This window comes from Kitasatospora sp. NPDC101183 (assembly GCF_044767945.1).
GTDB lineage: Bacteria > Actinomycetota > Actinomycetes > Streptomycetales > Streptomycetaceae > Kitasatospora.
Genome location: NZ_JBIWOW010000003.1, coordinates 264,054 through 281,446, shown reverse-complemented (window position 1 = coordinate 281,446; position 17,393 = coordinate 264,054). Strand labels below are relative to the sequence as shown.

Annotated in this window: 13 protein-coding genes; 12 read left to right on the top strand and 1 reads right to left on the bottom strand. The window is 62.7% G+C overall.

What is annotated here, in order from left to right; translation table 11 throughout:
• The first annotated feature begins 175 nt into the window (after positions 1-175).
• From ACIRRS_RS05045 to ACIRRS_RS05035, 3 genes are all read left to right on the top strand, one after another.
• Positions 176-406 carry a hypothetical protein gene (locus tag ACIRRS_RS05045; RefSeq protein ID WP_402965164.1) on the top strand — a complete coding sequence of 77 codons (231 nt, stop codon included), beginning with the start codon at positions 176-178 and terminating at the stop codon, positions 404-406.
• Positions 407-664: 258 nt separating this feature from the next.
• Positions 665-2,380 carry a DUF262 domain-containing protein gene (locus ACIRRS_RS05040; RefSeq protein ID WP_402965162.1) on the top strand — a complete coding sequence of 572 codons (1,716 nt, stop codon included), beginning with the start codon at positions 665-667 and terminating at the stop codon, positions 2,378-2,380.
• 21 nt (positions 2,381-2,401) lie between these two features.
• Positions 2,402-3,841 (top strand): DNA phosphorothioation-associated putative methyltransferase, encoded by a 1,440-nt coding sequence (locus ACIRRS_RS05035; protein WP_402965159.1) that lies wholly within the window; start codon positions 2,402-2,404, stop codon positions 3,839-3,841.
• 43 nt (positions 3,842-3,884) lie between these two features.
• Here the strand turns inward: ACIRRS_RS05035 and dndA are convergent, their stop codons facing one another.
• Positions 3,885-5,078, bottom strand: a complete 1,194-nt coding sequence (dndA, locus tag ACIRRS_RS05030; protein WP_402965156.1) for a cysteine desulfurase DndA — start codon at positions 5,076-5,078, stop codon at positions 3,885-3,887.
• A 182-nt stretch (positions 5,079-5,260) separates the two neighbouring features.
• Here dndA and dndB point away from each other — a divergent pair, with 182 nt between their 5' ends.
• From dndB to ACIRRS_RS04985, 9 genes are all read left to right on the top strand, one after another.
• Entirely contained in the window at positions 5,261-6,442 is a 1,182-nt protein-coding gene (gene dndB / locus ACIRRS_RS05025) for a DNA sulfur modification protein DndB (RefSeq protein ID WP_402965154.1), read from the top strand.
• Positions 6,439-8,001, top strand: a complete 1,563-nt coding sequence (dndC, locus tag ACIRRS_RS05020) for a DNA phosphorothioation system sulfurtransferase DndC (RefSeq protein WP_402965152.1) — start codon at positions 6,439-6,441, stop codon at positions 7,999-8,001. The genes dndB and dndC overlap by 4 nt, the downstream gene beginning before the upstream one ends.
• A gap of 4 nt (positions 8,002-8,005) precedes the next feature.
• Positions 8,006-10,033, top strand: coding sequence for a DNA sulfur modification protein DndD (gene dndD / locus ACIRRS_RS05015; protein ID WP_402965149.1), 2,028 nt, complete (start codon positions 8,006-8,008; stop codon positions 10,031-10,033).
• Complete coding sequence (gene dndE / locus ACIRRS_RS05010) at positions 10,023-10,403, top strand: DNA sulfur modification protein DndE (RefSeq protein ID WP_402965144.1); 381 nt, start codon at positions 10,023-10,025, stop codon at positions 10,401-10,403. The genes dndD and dndE overlap by 11 nt, the downstream gene beginning before the upstream one ends.
• A gap of 226 nt (positions 10,404-10,629) precedes the next feature.
• Positions 10,630-12,276 carry a hypothetical protein gene (locus ACIRRS_RS05005; RefSeq protein ID WP_402965141.1) on the top strand — a complete coding sequence of 549 codons (1,647 nt, stop codon included), beginning with the start codon at positions 10,630-10,632 and terminating at the stop codon, positions 12,274-12,276.
• A complete protein-coding gene (locus ACIRRS_RS05000) occupies positions 12,276-14,423 on the top strand; it encodes a DEAD/DEAH box helicase family protein (RefSeq protein ID WP_402965138.1) in 2,148 nt (715 codons plus the stop codon). Before ACIRRS_RS05005 ends, ACIRRS_RS05000 begins: the two co-directional genes overlap by 1 nt.
• A 46-nt stretch (positions 14,424-14,469) precedes the next feature.
• Positions 14,470-14,646, top strand: a complete 177-nt coding sequence (locus ACIRRS_RS04995) for a hypothetical protein (RefSeq protein WP_402965135.1) — start codon at positions 14,470-14,472, stop codon at positions 14,644-14,646.
• Positions 14,643-16,700, top strand: a complete 2,058-nt coding sequence (locus ACIRRS_RS04990; RefSeq protein ID WP_402965133.1) for an AAA family ATPase — start codon at positions 14,643-14,645, stop codon at positions 16,698-16,700. Before ACIRRS_RS04995 ends, ACIRRS_RS04990 begins: the two co-directional genes overlap by 4 nt.
• Positions 16,700-17,167: a DNA phosphorothioation-associated protein 4 gene (locus tag ACIRRS_RS04985; protein ID WP_402965130.1), complete on the top strand. Its 468-nt coding sequence runs from the start codon at positions 16,700-16,702 to the stop codon at positions 17,165-17,167. Before ACIRRS_RS04990 ends, ACIRRS_RS04985 begins: the two co-directional genes overlap by 1 nt.
• Positions 17,168-17,393: the final 226 nt, after the last annotated feature.

The window sequence follows — 17,393 nt, the reverse complement described above, 5'->3', positions numbered from 1 at the left end:
CTTTCCACTTCTGGATCGCACATCTCCTCCTGGATCGGCATTGAAAGAGCTCATAAGTTCGGTACTCTGAGGCGATCGTTGATCGGCTGCAACCGACGGCGATGAGCACCATCTTGTCCGTTGCTCAAGTGTTCCGTCCGGAGCATCCCCACATCTCGTGAAAAGAGAAACACGCATGCCTCAGACGATCTCCGCCCCTGCACTCGCCGGGCTTGGGGGCTCCATCCCCTCCCCGACGCGCGTCACGACGTGGCAGGAATCCCTCGTCTCCGTCCTCCTGCTCGTCTCCTTGCTCGCCGCCTTGATCGTGCTGCTGCTGAAGGGGTTTCGGCTTCAGGATGCATTTTCCGCACTGGCCACCGGGGGACTGTTGGCCGCAGAGCTTCGGAGGCGCCTCCTCGCATAGCGGCCACCTGGGTCGGATGACATCCGAACCGATCTAGCGGCGACCAGCCACTCCGGGGCTTGCATCCCGCGTCCAGCGCCCCTGGTCGGCCACGGGCTTGCTCGTGGCCGACCAGGGCCGTACTCCGCCTCCACCACACGACCGGTCGCCGTCGACCCAAGTAGCGCACCGGCTGGGTACCTTCCGCCCTACCACACGCAAGGGCACTCCCGCAGTTTGCCACCCGGCCGCACGTCCACGCACGTTAGACTGCGCGGCATGGCATCGGGTCACGGAAGTACCACGCTCCAGCTGAACCTCGTCGGAATCGGCGAGATACTTCGCGGCGAGCGACTGATCGTCCCTCAGTTCCAGCGGGCCTACTGCTGGAAGGTCGATCAGGAGGTGCAGGACTATTGGACGGACCTGAGTCGCGCGATTCGTGACGGAACCGAAGAGGAGTACTTCTTCGGCACGATCGTCCTCACGCAGGACGGCGCGGAACGCCGTAAGAAGATCATCGATGGCCAGCAGCGTCTGGTCACTTCCTCCCTCCTGATCGCCGCTATCCGAGACGAGCTGCATCGCCTGAACCACTCCCGCGCGCAGTTGATCGGAGACGAATTCCTGGCGAGCCAGGCCTGGGACGCCGAGGGCACCGAGCCTCACCTCAAGCTCAACGAGGATGACAATCCGCCGTTTCACGGCATCGTGACCCGAGCTTCCCTGCCGACCCTTCCGGCGAAGCGCGGTGACTCCGACATCGTCAAGGCCTACGGTTTCTTCCGCAGCAGTTTGGAGAACCTGAGCGCCCGATACGGTGCGGAAGCCACAGGAGAGTTGTTGAAGTGGGTTCGGTACATCCAACACCGCGCTCAGCTCGCCGTGGTGGAGACTCCTTCGGAAGCAGATGCGTACGTCATCTTCGAAACGCTCAACAACCGTGGTGCAGACCTCACCACGGCGGATCTCCTGAAGAACCACCTCTTCGGCGCTGCCAAGACGCACCTGGATTCGGTGCGCAACAACTGGCACAAGGCGATCGGCGCCCTCTCCCTGACGGCAGCGAACGAGAAGTTCACCAAGTTCTTGCGGCACTACTGGAGCTCACGGGTCGGCAAGGTGACCGAACGGGACCTGTACGCCCAGATGCGGAAGCAGGTGACCCGTAGCCAGGAGGCTCTGACCTTCTCGGAAGAACTACTGACTGCAGCGCGAATCTACGCAGCACTCTCCGACCCCGGCCACGAGATCTGGGCAGAGAAGTGCTCCACTCACAGGCCTTCGCTCTCCAGCTTGGCACTGTTCAACCTCGTTCCCAACAAGATCCTCCTCCTGGCAGCCGTCGACCACCTGCCGCCGACCCAGATCGACAAGCTCCTACGAGCGATGATCGGTTGGTCGGTACGAGGCATGATCACCGGTGGAATCAACCGTGGTCGGTACGAGGATCTCTATTCCCAGATCGCGATGGAGATCCGTCAACAGAAGATCACCACGCTCGTCCAGATCCGGGAGCGCGTGAACGACCTGATCCCCTCGGACAGCGACTTCAAGGCGCAGTTCACCCTCACCTCTCTGGGCCGGGGCGACGGCAGCAAGATCGCGCGCTACTACCTGACCGCCCTGGAACGGACCGCCTTGAAGGAGGGCCAGCCGGAGTTCGTCCCCAATGACAACCCCAGCGAGGTCAACCTCGAACACGTCTACCCGCAGAATGCCCTGACCGACGACTGGTCCGAATTCATCACCGCGAGTGGGAAGCGTGAGGACGCCGACAGTTGGATCTACCGGCTCGGAAACATGGTGCTGCTCCCCGCCGGCTCCAACTCGCGGCTGGGCAACAAGCCCTTCAAGGACAAGGCCGAGACCTTCAAGCTGTCCCAGCTCACCTTGACCCGAGAGGTCGGTGCTCATGACACCTGGACGCCGGAAGCGGTCCAGCAACGACAGGAGCGACTCGCGGCACTCGCGGTGCGCACGTGGCCGCGGTAGTCGTCCGATGAGCGTCCGCAGGTGAGCCAGGACTGGACCAGCGCACGCGGGCGCACAGCCATCGGTCGAGTGGCACTGTCGGTTCCTGCGCGCCAGGCCCTCGCCGATGGCCAACTGCGGCCAGAGCGAACAGTGCTGGACTACGGTTGTGGCCGCGGTGATGACATCAGATCCCTGCAGAGCCTTGACTGCTGCGTAGAGGGCTGGGATCCCTACTTCCGGCCGGACAGCCGCCCCACCAAGAGTCATGTCGTGCTACTGACCTATGTGTTGAACGTCATCGAGGACCCGGAAGAGCGTCTTCAGACCCTTCAACACGCGTGGCAGCTGGCCTCAACGCTCCTGGTGGTCTCGGCACGACTCACCTGGGAGAGTTCCAAGGTGCAGGGAAGAGAGTACGGAGACGGGCTGCTCACCAGTCGCCGGACCTTCCAACATCTGTTCGCCGCAGCCGAGTTACGGCGCTACGTGGAGGAAGCGACCGGGGCTCGGGTGATCGCCGCAGCCCCCGGTGTCGTCTATGCGTTCAAGGATGAGGCGGCCCGCCTGAGTTACCTCGCCTACAAAGTGGTGCCGGACGCGGAGTGGCTCATGTCCGCAGACACCGCTTCTGCTCTGGATTCACTGGTCGACTACGCACAGCAGCGTGGTCGCCTCCCTCGCATTGAAGAGATGCCCCGCAAAACCGCAGAACTGCTGGCACATCTCAAACCCGCGGACCTACGTCGACTGACTCTCCAAGGGGCCGACCCCGGTCTGATCGCAGCGGGAGCGAAGCGCACCACGTTGAACACGCTTCTGTACCTTGCGGTGGAACTCTTCAACGGTCGCGGCCCTTTCGGGAACCTCCCAGTGAGTGTGCAGCAAGACATCCGTAGTTTTTTCAGCTCCTACAAGGAGGCGTGTCGGCGATCCGATCGACTCCTGCTGAAGCTTCGCGACGACCAGTATGTGCGGGGAGCGATGCATGCCTCCCTTGCCGGCAAACTGACACCCACTGCCCTGTACGTCCACCGTCGTGCTCTTGAACAGATCCCGACCGTTCTCCGGCTGTACGAGCACTGTGCGTCGATCGCTGCCGGCCGCCCGGCGGAGTGGACCGTGGCAAAGCTCAGGCACCAAGGCCGGGCGGTGTCATGGCTGGACTATCCGAGGTTCGACCAAGACCCACACCCCCGGATCTCGTCTTCGTACGGAGTGGATCTCCAGACCTTGGAGGCAAAACACGTCTCCTATTCGGACGCGACCAATCGTCCCCTCCTGCACCGGAAACACGAATTCCTCGAACCGAACGACCCGGCCGCACCACGCTATCGACGCCTGACCGAAGCCGAGGTGCGTGCCGGGCTGTACCAAAACCCTCAGCTCATCGGCACGGAGAACGGCTGGGAAGTGGAACTCGCCAGGTGCGGACGTCAGCTACGCGGACACCGCCTGGTTCGACGACCTGGTAACACGTGACGCGAGGACCGGCTGCTCGCGGTACTGCAGGGACAGCAATACCTCACGGATGCCCGGGCTGCATGGAAGCAATGGTCTTGGCAACTCCAGCGGCATCGAAGTCCGCAGCTTGTGGAGGGAACCAGGACAAACGCAGCCCGTTGGCGGCAACATCATCGTCCAGACCCATGGCCTGCAGAACATGGCTGGGGGTGTAGGAGGCACTGGTGCACGCCGAGCCAGTGGCAATGGCAACCTCGTCCTTGAGCCGGACGATCAGTGCCTCGGCATTGAGTCGGTCGAAGCTGACGTTCAGGATGTGTGGGACCGAGTGCTCGGAATCCCCGTTGATCCGGAACTGCGTCGCACTCAGTGCTCCGAGGATCCGCTCCCGCATCGCCCGCGATTCACGCTCCCAGGCCGCGTGGCCCTCCTTGAAAATCTTCGCGGCCTCGTACAGCCCCATGATCAAAGGAACGGCCAGCGTGCCCGGCCGCAACTTCCGCTCCTGGCCACCGCCGAACATGATGGGCTCCAGAGGCACCTTGTTCCACCCGCGGCGCCGCGTCACGAGGGCTCCCACGCCCTTGGGGGCTCCGATCTTGTGACCGCTGATGCTGATCAGATCGATCGGCGCGGTCAGATCCCCAGGGACCTTGCAGTAGCCCTGGGCGGCATCGACGTGCAGGAAGGTCTTCGTCTCCTGCAACTTCCGGGCCAACTCGGCGACAGGCTGGATGACGCCGGTCTCATTGTTGACGTGCATAAGCGACACCAGGAGCGTGTCCGGACGCAACCGCTCCAGGACCGCCTCGGAGCTGATGCGCCCCGACGGACCGGGATGGATGAACTCGACTTCGAAGCCTCGCGTGTCACGGAGATGGACGAGCGGCTCAAGGACTGCCTTGTGCTCGATCGCCGAAGTGATGATGTGCTTGCGACCGGTCTTCTCGCCGTGCGGCGCCAGACCCAGCAGCGCGATGTTGTTGGACTCGGTGGCGCCGCTGGTGAAGATCACCTCTTCCGTCCTGGCCTCGAGGGTCTGCGCGATGAAGGCGCGAGCCTGCTGCACTGCCTTCTTGGCCCGAGCACCGTACTCATGCGTGCGACTGCCGGCGTTGCCGAAGTCCTCCGTCATCCAATGCAGCACTACGTTCGCGACCCGAGGATCGACTCGCGTCGTCGCCGCCACATCCAGATACGCCACCACAGCGCTCACCCGCCTCAGAACCGGTCCCGTACCCACCTCGTACGTCAAGTGCTTAACGTACACGCTGAGGCCACGCGGCACGAGTTCGGACCCGCGTGCGCCGCGCAGCTGTGCAAGGCAAAGCGCTGTGACGCCAGCGTTGTTCCGACGCGCCGTGGGTGCCCATCCAACAGACGCGGTGCTCCGCGTACTCCGGCTTCCGCGTCCACCAGAACGTGGAGCGGCTGGCGGTGTACGTCTTCGAGAAGACGTACGTGCGCTACAGTTCATTGGTGCAGAGTGAAGTGGCGGTCAGAGCTGTGAGGCGAAGCGCCTCACCGGCTTCAACAGGGTTCGAATACACCTTCCCCGCCATCCGTGGCGTGCAGGCGGGTCGGGAGTTCTATGCCTCGATGTGCCCCCTGAGGCTCATCCCGAAGATCTTCCTGTTCGACGACGAAGACCTTTCGGCGGAGCTGAGAGCCCAGCGAATTCTCAACAAGAGTCGCCTTCCTGCGCTTACTCGTTACATCCTGGACAATCCGGATGATTACGTCTTCAGTGCCCTCACCGCTTCGGTCGACGGAGACATGGTCTTCGAGAGCCAGGGCGACGGAGGAGTGGCGCACCGCACCGGGCAGCTCCGCATCCCCATGGACTCGCGCTTCCTGATCAACGACGGGCAACACCGTCGTGCTGCCATCGAGCTCGCGCTGAAGGAGAATCCCGACCTCGGCGACGAGACCATCGCCGTCGTCTTCTTCTGCGATGCCGGGCTCACACGTTCCCAGCAGATGTTCGCCGATCTCAATCGTCATGCAATTCGACCAGCGCGCTCCATTGGCGTCCTGTACGACCATCGCGACGGCAATGCGCAGATCACTCGCTCATTGACGGAGCGGTCCACGATCTTCAAGGGCTTCGTGGAGATGGAGAAGAGCACACTCTCCGCCCGCTCGCGCAAGATGTTCACGCTCAGCGCCTTGTATTTCGGAAATCAGTCGCTGCTGCGCGGGCTGGAACTCCCCCAGGAAGAATCCACCGCACTGGCCGGAGAGTTCTGGGAGTTCGTCGACGGCATGCTTCCCGAATGGGGACAGGTACGCTCCCGGAACCTGTCGGCCCAGGAGATGCGACGAGATTTCATCCATAGTCATGGAATTGCCCTCCATGCGCTGGGCAGGGTCGGCAATGCAGTTCTACGGGATTCGATCAAACCCGCGAAATGGAAGAAGGGGATGGCTTCGCTGAAGAGCGTTGACTGGAGCCGATCGAACACCGATTGGGAAGGTCGAGCCATCGTCGGCGGTCGCGTCTCCAAAAGCCATCAGAATGTAACGCTCACTGTCAACTATTTGCGTCGGCATCTCGGTCTCGAACTGAGTTCCGAAGAACAGCGCGTGGAAGACGCATACTTGCGAGGCGATTCATGAGCACCATTCCGCTCGATCTCGGGCTCACCCCTGTACGGCGCAAGCCGTTCAACGGCCAGACCTTGGACGAGGTGATCGAACGGCTCACGAGTGAGATCCGCGAGCTGTACACGGCCGACCAGGTTCCGTGGGTCATCGGGTACAGCGGCGGCAAGGACTCCACTGCCGTCCTTCAACTCGTGTGGATGGCCCTTTGCGATCTTCCTGCCGAGCAACGAACCAAGGCTGTCCACGTCATCAGCACTGACACTCTGGTCGAGAACCCCGTGGTGGCTGCTTGGGTTTCAGCGTCCCTCGAGACGATGCAGGGTGCCGCGATCACGCAGGGCCTGCCCATCGAGCCTCACCGGCTGACACCAGAGGTCAAGGACACCTTCTGGGTCAACCTCATCGGGCGCGGGTACCCGGCTCCGCGGCCGAAGTTCCGCTGGTGTACGGAGCGACTCAAGATCAAGCCGTCGAACGCCTTCATCCGCAGTGTCGTTGCGGCCCACGGTGAAGCGATCATGGTCCTCGGAATCCGCAAGGCGGAGAGCCATGCGCGAGCCCGTGCCATGGAGAAGCACGAGAAGCGTCGCGTGCGCGATCGTCTCTCGCCCAATGCCAATCTCCCCAACTCCCTCGTGTACAGCCCGGTCGAGGACTGGACCAACGACGATGTGTGGGAGTTCCTGATGCAGGTCCCCAACCCCTGGGGCTACAACAATCAGGACCTGCTCACGATGTATCAGGGCGCCTCCAGCGACGGGGAGTGCCCCCTCGTCGTCGACTCCACGACCCCGTCCTGCGGTTCGAGTCGATTCGGATGCTGGACCTGCACCCTCGTGGAGCAGGACAAGTCCATGTCCGCGATGATCCAGAACGACGAAGAGAAAGAGTGGATGCTCCCACTGCTGACTCTGCGCGACAAGCTGGACGCACCGTTCGGATTCTACGAAGAGGGCGACCCCGACCTTCCGCCCGGCCGCAAGGCGCCCTTCCCCAAGCCTGACAAGCCGGCCCGGGATTTCCGCCGGATGAACGGCTCCGTGATGCTGTTCAACGACGGCGCGATCCACGGACCCTACCTGCAGGCCTACCGTGAGCAGTGGCTACGGGAACTCCTCGAGGCGCAGACCTGGATTCGCGAGCACGCGCCGGACCACGTGAAGAACATCGAGCTGATCACGCTGGATGAGCTGCATGAGATCCGACGCATCTGGGTCTTCGACAAGCACGAGGTCGAGGACACCGTGCCGCGGATCTACCAGGAGACCACCGGCGCGCCCTTCCCCGGTGGCCCTCTGGATGAACAACTCGTCATGGGATCCGACGAGATGGACGTGCTCAAGGAAGTCTGCGGCGGCGACGAGCTGCACTACGACATGGTGCGCGAACTGCTTCAGGTGGAACGGCAGTACCGAACGATGGCCCGTCGGTCAGGCCTGTTCCAGGCCCTGGAAAAGGCCATCCAAAAGGGCTACTACGAGAACCACGAAGATGCCGTCGAATTCGCTGCCCGCAAGAAGAAGTGGCGAGACGACATCTCTGAGAACCTGACCTTCGACGACGAAAACTAACTCGATGCTCCTGCGCAAGATCACCCTCGAAGAATTCGGGGCCTACCGCGGAAAGCAGTCGCTCGACCTCACCCCCAAGAAGAACAAGCCGGTCATCCTGATCGGTGGCCTCAACGGGTGCGGCAAGACGACACTGCTCGACGCGATCCAGCTGGTGCTCTACGGAAACCGCGCACGCTGCAGTGGCCGCGGGACCAGGACGTACGAGACCTACCTCCGCGAAAGCATCAATCGCAAGACGGACCCGGCACGGGGCTCCGCGGTCACGCTTGAGTTCACGACCATGACCGGAGGACAGGAGCACTACTACCGCGTCGTCCGCAGCTGGCACACCAGTGGCAAGTCGCTCAAGGAATTCCTGAACGTCTACATCGACGAAGCCTACGGGGAACGCACCAAGACCTCCCACAGTGCGAAGCCGGAACCCCAGTACAACCGGCTCGTCAGCGAGAGTTGGGCTGATCACATCGAGTCGTTGCTGCCGTTGGAGATCGCCTCGTTGGCCTTCTTCGATGGTGAGAAGATCGAATCCCTTGCCGACCCGGATCGGGCTGCCTCCGTCATCGAGTCGGCCGTTCACTCGCTACTCGGCGTCAATACGGTCCAGCAGCTGCGCAACGACCTTCTGGCCCTCCAGCGGCGACAGAAGCTCTCCGGCGAGGAACAGCACCTCCTCGACAAGATCCGGTCGCAGGAGCATGAGCTGGAGGAAGTGAAGGCAGCCTACGACGTTGCGCACCAGGACCGGGGCGAGAGTCGTACGAACCTGCGCAAGGCCGAGCGCACGTTGGAGAGCCTGGAGGAAGCCTTCCAAAAGGAGGGAGGAGGCCTCTTCAACCGCCGGGTAGAGCTGGAGAACGAGAAGAAGAGCATCGCCGAGCAGCTGGCCCAGGTACGAACGGACCTCACCCACCTGGCGGCCGGCCCGCTTCCGCTACTCATGGCCACCCAGCTCCTCACGGATCTGCGTACGCAGGCAGTGATGGAGGAGCAGGCCCGGAGGTCGGCACACGTCCTCGATGTGCTGCACGAGCGTGACAACTGGCTCCTGAACATGCTGACCGCTGCCACGCGCGCGGACGTAGTCGCGCACTTGGAAGCGGACCGTGCCTCCCGTGCGGCGTCCACCGTTCTCGACGTCGACCTTCAACTGCCGCACGATTCCCAGGAACAGCTCAGTGTCTTGCAGGAAGTCCTGCAGCGGGACACCGCTCGAGGGCGACGCCTGCTAGCCACTGCGGCTGACCTCTCCGAACAACTTGACCAGCTCGACAGGCAGTTGGCCGGCGTGCCGGACCAGCACAGGGTGAAGGCCCTGCAACAGGCCCGCGAGGAGCAGCTGGTCGTTGTCGCGCAGTGTCAGGTGGACTGTGAGCGCGCCGACGTCCGGGTGAATGAGCTCAAGCGACGCCGCGAGCACGTCAAGACCTTGCTGGAACGCGCACACTCCGAGTTCGTTCGCACCAAGGTCAAAGCGGAGGAGGTCGAGCGCATCCTCAAGTATTCCGAGAAGGCGCGGATCACTCTTGAGCGGTTCGGAGTCGCTCTGTTGCAGCGCCATATCGGCAAGCTGGAGTGGGCCGTACTGGAGAGCTTCAAGACCCTCATGCGAAAGCAGGGACTGGTCAAGACGCTCCGCATCGACACGGAGAAGTTCACGCTCGCACTCAGCGACACAGCTGGTAACCCGATCGACCCCGCTCGTCTGAGCGCTGGTGAGCGCCAGCTCCTGGCAGTGTCCTTGCTCTGGGGCTTGATGAAGGTCGCCGGGAACCGCCTTCCCAGCGTCATCGATACGCCCCTTGGTCGACTCGACAGTCGGCACCGTGAGCACCTCGTCACCCGCTACTTCCCACAGGCCAGTGATCAGGTACTGCTGCTGTCGACCGATGAAGAGATCGATGAGTACCTGTTGAGCCGGTTGAGGAAGTCCGTCGCCCGCACGTACACCCTCGTGCACGACGACGAGGAGTTCACCACCCAGGTGGTCGAGGGCTACTGGTGGAACGAGGGAGCCCAGCATGTCGGTTGACAACGTCCGCCTTTCACAGCCTGCCAGGGACCGATTGGTCTATCTGAAGCGCACCACGGGAATCACCCAGTGGAACGTGCTGTGCCGTTGGGCACTGATGATGTCACTGAAGGACCCTTCGATCCCCTTGGTGAAGGACATCGTCACCGACTCCAACGTCGAAATGACCTGGAAGACCTTTGCCGGCCAGCACGGTGACATCTACCTGGCGTTGCTGAAGCAGCGCTGTGTGGCTGCCGGGGAGGATCCGTCGGAGGAGAACATCGGACGGATGCTCACGGTGCACCTTCACCGCGGCATCGGCTATCTGGGAGCCGACAAGGAGATGGCCACGATCGAGGGCATGGTCCGCGCCGCACAAGCAGTCTGACGCTGACCTGGGTGTGGCTCCTCGGAATCGAGGAACCGTCGAGCCGCACCCGGTCACTGCGGGTGGCCCAGGCACCGTGCGACCACGCCGGTCACCCTTCGCATCCAGGTTTCGGAGATGCCCGTACCCACAGCGGTCCAACCGATGCCCTTTCGACAGCAAGGACCGGAAGCAACCCCTGATGTCAGAACACCGCCACCGAAGTGCCCGATCCCATCCTGCTGTGGTGGCACTCAAGGGCTGGTTCGACGGCCTCTCCCCTCTTGAGCAAGACCTCATCCTCAGACACCTTTGTGCCCTGAGGCCACTGTCCCTTGCCCATCTGGCGCACGCTCACTCCAGACCTGTGGCCGTCGTCCAGCAGGCTCACGACCAACTTCGGCACTCGCTGGAGGACACGGTCCTCCTCGACTCGGTGACACTCGGCCTGGTCACCGCATTGGACGACGAGCTCCTCGTTCCCAGTGAGTTGGAGACGATGGTCGCCCGCCACTTCTGGCTCGGAGCGACGATCAGTGACCGCTACGACATTACGGCACTGCACGTCCTCATTGGCCTGAGGTGGCGCAACGCCCGAACCGGTCCGTGGTTGTTCGACGGCGACATTCGGACTTGTATCTCGATGACCCTCGAAGCACTTGACCTTGAACCTCTTCAGATCATGAGCATCGAAGCGGCCCGCCACTGCCTGGCCCGGGCAGGCGCTCCCGTGCCTCTCCATGCTCCACAACTCGAACGCTGGCTCGCCCATTGTGGACTTGGACTCCAGCAGACGCCCGAGGGCTGGATCGTCCGGTCGCCTGAACCCGATGCCGTCCCCGCGGAACTCCGCGAGGAAGCGGTCGACTCGGAAAGCTGCGAAAGAACGCTCTACTTCGCTCCGTCGCTGCTGGACGCCCTCACCAGCCTTGCGAGGGTCCTGCATTCCGAGCACGAGAGAGCCGCTTCGATCACGTTGGGGGAGCTCCTGAACACTGCGGACGCCGTGGAGGGAGAGCTCGGTCAGCTGGCACGAAGCATCCGTGACGCGGTGACAACCGAGGCTGTTACCTGGACCCTCGGTACCGGCGCGCGGAGAGCCGCCCAACTCCTCCACGCCTCCGAGCCAGCGGGCTCGCCCCACGATGCCCTCGAAGAACCCGCCACGGCGCACGACGGCTCGGACTCCACGAGGACCCAGTGGCTGCGCTCCCTCCAGGAGGACGTCCGGGCCGTTTTGCTGGCGGCACGCGCGCCCTTGACCGCACCGGAGATCGCCGGTCGGCTCGATCGTCGGGTGCGGCTTCGGACCCTCCGTGACCTCCTCGCGAAGGACGAGGAGATCATATCGGCCGCATACGACAGCTGGGCCCTGGCGCTGCTGCCTCCTGACCAGCCAGCGCCCAGGAGGAGGGCACACTCACAGCTGGACAAAGCAGTGGACGTGCTCGCGAATGTGGGAGGTCCGCTATCGACGGTCGACCTCAAGGAGCGCTCCGGACTCGATATTCAGCCCACCTATCTCAAGCAGAAGCTGGATGCCGATCCGCGCTTCCGCCGCGCGGCCAAGGACCTGTGGGCGCTCAGCGAATGGGGGATGCCCGTCTACAAACCGATGAAGGAACTCGTCGGTGATCTGATCGACCAGAACGACGGCGCGGCCGATGTCAACTATGTGATCCGCCGGTTGGTGAAGGATTTCGGAGTCAAGGAGCCCAGCCTCCGCCAAGTCATGTCTACCCCGCCCTTCAGCGTCCGGAATGGCCAGGTACACCGCCTGGCCGACGTACCCGAGGAACAAGCCAGCACCCCCGTCTCCGACGATCACAGTGCTCCCGACCAGCATGACGCACCCAGCGTCGACGACCTGATCGAAGACTTGGGACTGATCTGATGAACCATCACACCAGTTTGCGTGCCACTGATTTCGGCCCGGACTACCGCAGTGACCGCAGCCACATCGTTCGAGACTTCTACCTGCCTGCGCTGCGGGTCTCGACCCGCTACGACCGGGCGGTCGGGTACTTCACGTCCTCCAGCCTCGCGTTGCTCGGCCAGGGCCTCGACGACTTCGCCGAGCGCGGGGGCGTGATGCGCATCATCGCTTCCCCTTATCTCGAACACCAGGACATCACGGACATCGAAGCCGGATATGCACTGCGCGAGGTTCTGGAACGTGCGGCGCTCAGAGACCTGAACCAGGCGATCGAGGAACCTCGCGCGGCCCGAGGCCTGGGCAAACTGGGCCGGCTCGTCGCGATGGGGCAGGTGGAGTTCAAGCTGGCCTACGTGTCCCACGGCAACCGGGTAGGGATGTATCACGAGAAGATCGGCGTATTCCGTGACGACCGAGACCTGGTCGCGTTCAAGGGCAGTGCCAATGAAACACGTTCGGGCCTTATCGGCAATTTCGAGTCCATTGAGGTATTCCGCAGCTGGGACGTGCGCGATGCAGATCGCGCCCTCCGCATCAGTCAGGATTTCGAGGACCTATGGCAGAACCGCACGCAGTTGCTGCGCGTACTGCCGTTCACGGAGGCGGCCAAGCACATCATCGAACAGGCCTCCCGCGGTACTGCGAACCGCCCCGACCTTGATGATCTCCCGGCCGATGGTGCGCCGTTGGACGTCGAGCAGCCGACCGACGCACGCAGAGTGCTCACCATTCCCCAGGATCTTCAGGTCCGTGACTACCAGAAGAACGCCGTACAGAATTGGTTCGCCCGCCGAGGACGAGGCATGTTCCGCATGGCCACGGGGACCGGCAAGACATTGACGGCATTGGCCGCTGCGTCCCAACTCAGTGCGATGCTCGCGAAGAGGGACCAAGCGCTGTTGACCGTGATCGTCGTTCCCTATCAGCACCTCGTAGACCAGTGGGCCGACGACGTTGCACGGTTCGGGATCACAGCCGTCCGGGCGTACGAATCGACCAGTACCTGGAATCAGCGCGCCGCCGATCTTCAGCACGGGCTCGCTCTGGGGGTCGCTGCGGCAGGCGTCATCATCACGACCAACAAGACGTTCGGCGAGGAAACCTTCCAGCATCTGTTGAACAGTTACGGCGGCCAGCTGCTGTTCATCGCAGATGAAGCCCACAACCTCGGCGCCGCCCGCCTTCGGACCAAGCTCCCATCGAACGCCCAGTACCGCCTCGGGCTGTCCGCGACACCGGAACGTTGGTTCGACGATGCCGGTACAGAGGCCCTCACCGACTATTTCGGGGAGATCGCCTTCGAGATGGGCATCGGCGAAGCGATCCGACGCGGCGCACTCTGTCGCTACACTTACTGGCCCGTCCTGGTCGAGCTGAACGACGAGGAAGCGGAGTTGTACGTCACGGTCACCAGCAAGATCGCCAAGCTGATGGCCTCCCAACGAGGAAATGACCCGCTGGACGACGACAGCCCGCTCGGCGCGCTGCTGCGCAAGCGCGCCAACATCCTCGGGCACGCCCGAGCCAAACTACCTGCCCTCAAGCAAGAACTCGACCGCCGGAACGCACAGTCCCACCAGCTCATCTACTGCGCCGAAGGACGTCATCCGCTCTCGTACGAGAACGACGCCGATGAGCCCACTCAACTTGACCAGGTGATCTCCATGGCCGGAAGCGAGCTCCACATGCCAGTGGCTCGCTACACCTCCGAAACCGGCCGAGCCGACCGCTTGGACGTCCTCCGGCGTTTCACCGACGGGGCAGGTCTTCGAGCCATCGTCTCGATGCGTTGCCTGGACGAAGGCGTCGATGTGCCGGCCGCCCGGACCGCCTACCTTCTTGCCAGCTCGTCCAACCCTCGCCAGTTCATCCAGCGGCGCGGTCGCGTGCTCCGCCGAGCCGACGACAAGGACCGTGCCGAGATCATCGACTTCATCGTCGTCCCTCCTGACGGTGCCACCGCACTTCAACACGAAACCGAACGCCGCATGCTTCGCGGCGAGCTCGCTCGTGTCGAAGAGTTCGCGCACCTCGCTGAGAACGAAGCGCACACTCTCGATCTTCTGCGTCCGCTTCGCACGCGCTACGGTCTGTTCGACACGTGACCAGCCTCAGCCCGCCAGACCTCCTGTCTTCTCAGTTGGAGCCGAATTGACCACAGAGCCCATCCCTCACCGCACCGCCCGTGACGTGCTGAGCGCGCTCTCGCCCGAGGCGCGCCAGCTCGCTCAAACGGTCACGCAGCTGGAGCGGGAGTACCTGCACATCAGTAACCCGTCCCAGGTCGTTCCCGGCATCGTCGAAGCGGTGAAGAGGCTGGTCAAGTGAAGTTGCGCAGGCTCAGCCTCAAGAACTTCCGGACGTTCTACGGCGAACAGGTCCTGGACCTGACAATCGACGAAGAAAAGCCCGCGGTGCTGATCTTCGGCAACAACGGCGCGGGCAAGACCACGCTTCTCAACGCCTTCACCTGGGCCTTGTACGGAACCTTCTCCGACGACGTGGAACAGCAACACCGCATCATCCACGACAAGGTGTGGGCGGACGCCGGCTTCGGTGAGCCGATCAACGCCTCCGTCCGGCTCGACTTCGAACACGAAGGAACACACTTCTCCGTCACCCGGGACGTCACGGTCACCAAGAAGTCCGACGAGCAGACGACCACCGCTCCGGAGCTGACAGTTGCGGAGATCTCGGCTGACGGTGAGAGCAAACCTGTCACCAACGGGCAGGACCGCATCGAGAAGATCCTCCCCGAGGGACTGCGCCGCTTCTTCTTCTTCAATGGCGAGCGCATGGAGAAGATGTTCACCGGCGAGGAGAACAACGACGAGGTCAAGCGTGCCATCAAAACGCTCCTCAACCTCGAAGCGATCGAACGCGCCATCCACCAGCACCTCCCCAAGGTCACCAAGCAGCTGGCACGCGACATCGACAAGAAGAGCGATGCCCGACTGAGTGAACTCACCGAAGCCATCGAGCGTCTCGAGCGGCAGGCGGCCGAAGCGGATGCGAGGAGTCTACAGCTGTCGAAGGACGCCAGCAGTTATCAGCGCGAGGTCGAGGAGGCCGAACGTGCGCTGCGCGCCAACAGTCAAGCTGCCCCGCTTCAGGATCAGCGGGCTCGTCTGAACCGGAGTATCACAGAGGAGCACGCGAAGGTCGAAGAGCTGAAGGTCCGCAAGCGCGAACGGCTTTCCCGAAGCGGGTTCATCGCCTTCACCCAGGGCACGGACGAGACCGTAATGAAGCTCGCGGAAGGCATGCGCCAACGACGCGAGCTGCCCGCCGGCATCCAGCGGAGCTTCATCGACGGGCTCTTGGAGGACGGCAAGTGCATGTGCGGGCGAACGCTCCACGCAGGCACTCCGGAGTTCGCGGAGCTGGAGCAGCGGCGTTACAACGCCGGCCTGGCGGACGTGGAAGCCCGTTGGCTCTACGTCGACGGGCAGATGCGGAACCTTCGGGACGAACGCGCGAGCCTCCTCGCGGATCTCCAGCAGAACGCCCAGGATGTCCTACTCGCGAACGAGAGTATCAATCGGCTCAACGCCGAGCGGAGCGAGATCGAACGCCAGCTCAAGGGTGTCGACATCCAGGACGTCCAACGCCTTGAGGAACGCCGGAAGACGTACGCCGATAAAAAAATGCAGGCACTGGTCGAGCACCAACAAAGCAAGGATCTGCAGGCCAGGCTCGAGAAGGAAATAGACAACACCAGGCGCAACTTCAAGACGCAGGAGGGGGTGAGCGAGAAGTCCCGGAAGGTCCAGCGGCAGATCAACCTCGTCGAAGAGGTGAGGGAGGCGTTCACTGAGGTCCTCGCCCTGAAGACGGAGGAGGTCCGCGAGCAGCTCGATCAAAAGATCAAGGAGGTGTTCTCGCGAATCTTCATCAAGTCCTACACTCCCGAAATCGATGATGCTTTCGGCCTCCAGCTAAAGTCGCCTGCCGGCGCCGCAATCCGCTCCACCGGGGAGAACCAGATCCTCGGCCTCTCCTTCGTCGGGGCGGTGTCAGAAGTCGCCAAGAATCTTCATGACCGCCGGAACGGTACGGACGAGGTGCTCTCCAGCAAGGGAAGCGTCTACCCCGTGGTCATGGACGCCCCGTTTGGGAGTCTCGATCTGACCTACCAGGAGGAGATCTCCCGGGCCCTGCCCGAACTCACCTCGCAGATCGTCACACTTCTGTCGCAGTCCCAGGCCCGCGGCAAGGTCATGGAGAACCTCCAGGAATCTGCGACCAGCATGTACGTCCTGCACTCCATCACCCCCAACCGGCAGGCTAAGGAAGAGACGATCGAGATCAAGAACCGAGCGATCCCGTACGTCTCCCACGGGGATTTCGAGCACACCATTCTGGAGAAGGTGAAGTTCTGATGCCCTCCGTCGACCGCTTCCGGCGGCCCGCTCAGCATGATGAGCTCCTCAACCAGCTCCACGGCAAGAACGCCCCGTTCCGCACTCTGGTGGAATGTCTGATGTTCGCCGCCGCACTCGGCCAGCGAAAGGGGCGGAAGGAAGAATTCGAAAAGGCCGGGGAGCCGATCCGGCTGGCATTGATGGAAGGCCGCCAGTATGGCGATGTCCTCATCGATATGCTCGCCGCAGTAGAGGTCCAGGATGATCCAAAAATCCTGGCAGACGATCGGCTCGACGAGCGCGTTCGAATCTTCGAGAACTACGCCAATGGCGGACTGAGCTACATTCGCGGCATGCTCAATGCCAATACATCGGGCGACCTCGACCAGGTCATCGGAAGTCTTGTGCTCGAGTCCTTGACATCTACGCCGAAGGAAACCGACGAAGTCGGTGATCTGATGTCTTCAGCAGATCTGGATTGGTAGCAACGATTCAGGGAAGAACCTGAACCGTTCGGCAGAATCATCGACCGAACCCCGTGGTCAGTGGACAGGTGATATTTCCTGTTCATTGATTACGGGGCTGTCGGGTTTCAAGCTTCTGATGTGCTCCTTGGACAACGCAATGATCGAGGCCTCCACACCCTGGCCGCTACTCCGCCCGAGGCCTCCAAGCACGGACCGCCCCTCGCGTGGTCGCGAGGGGCGGTCC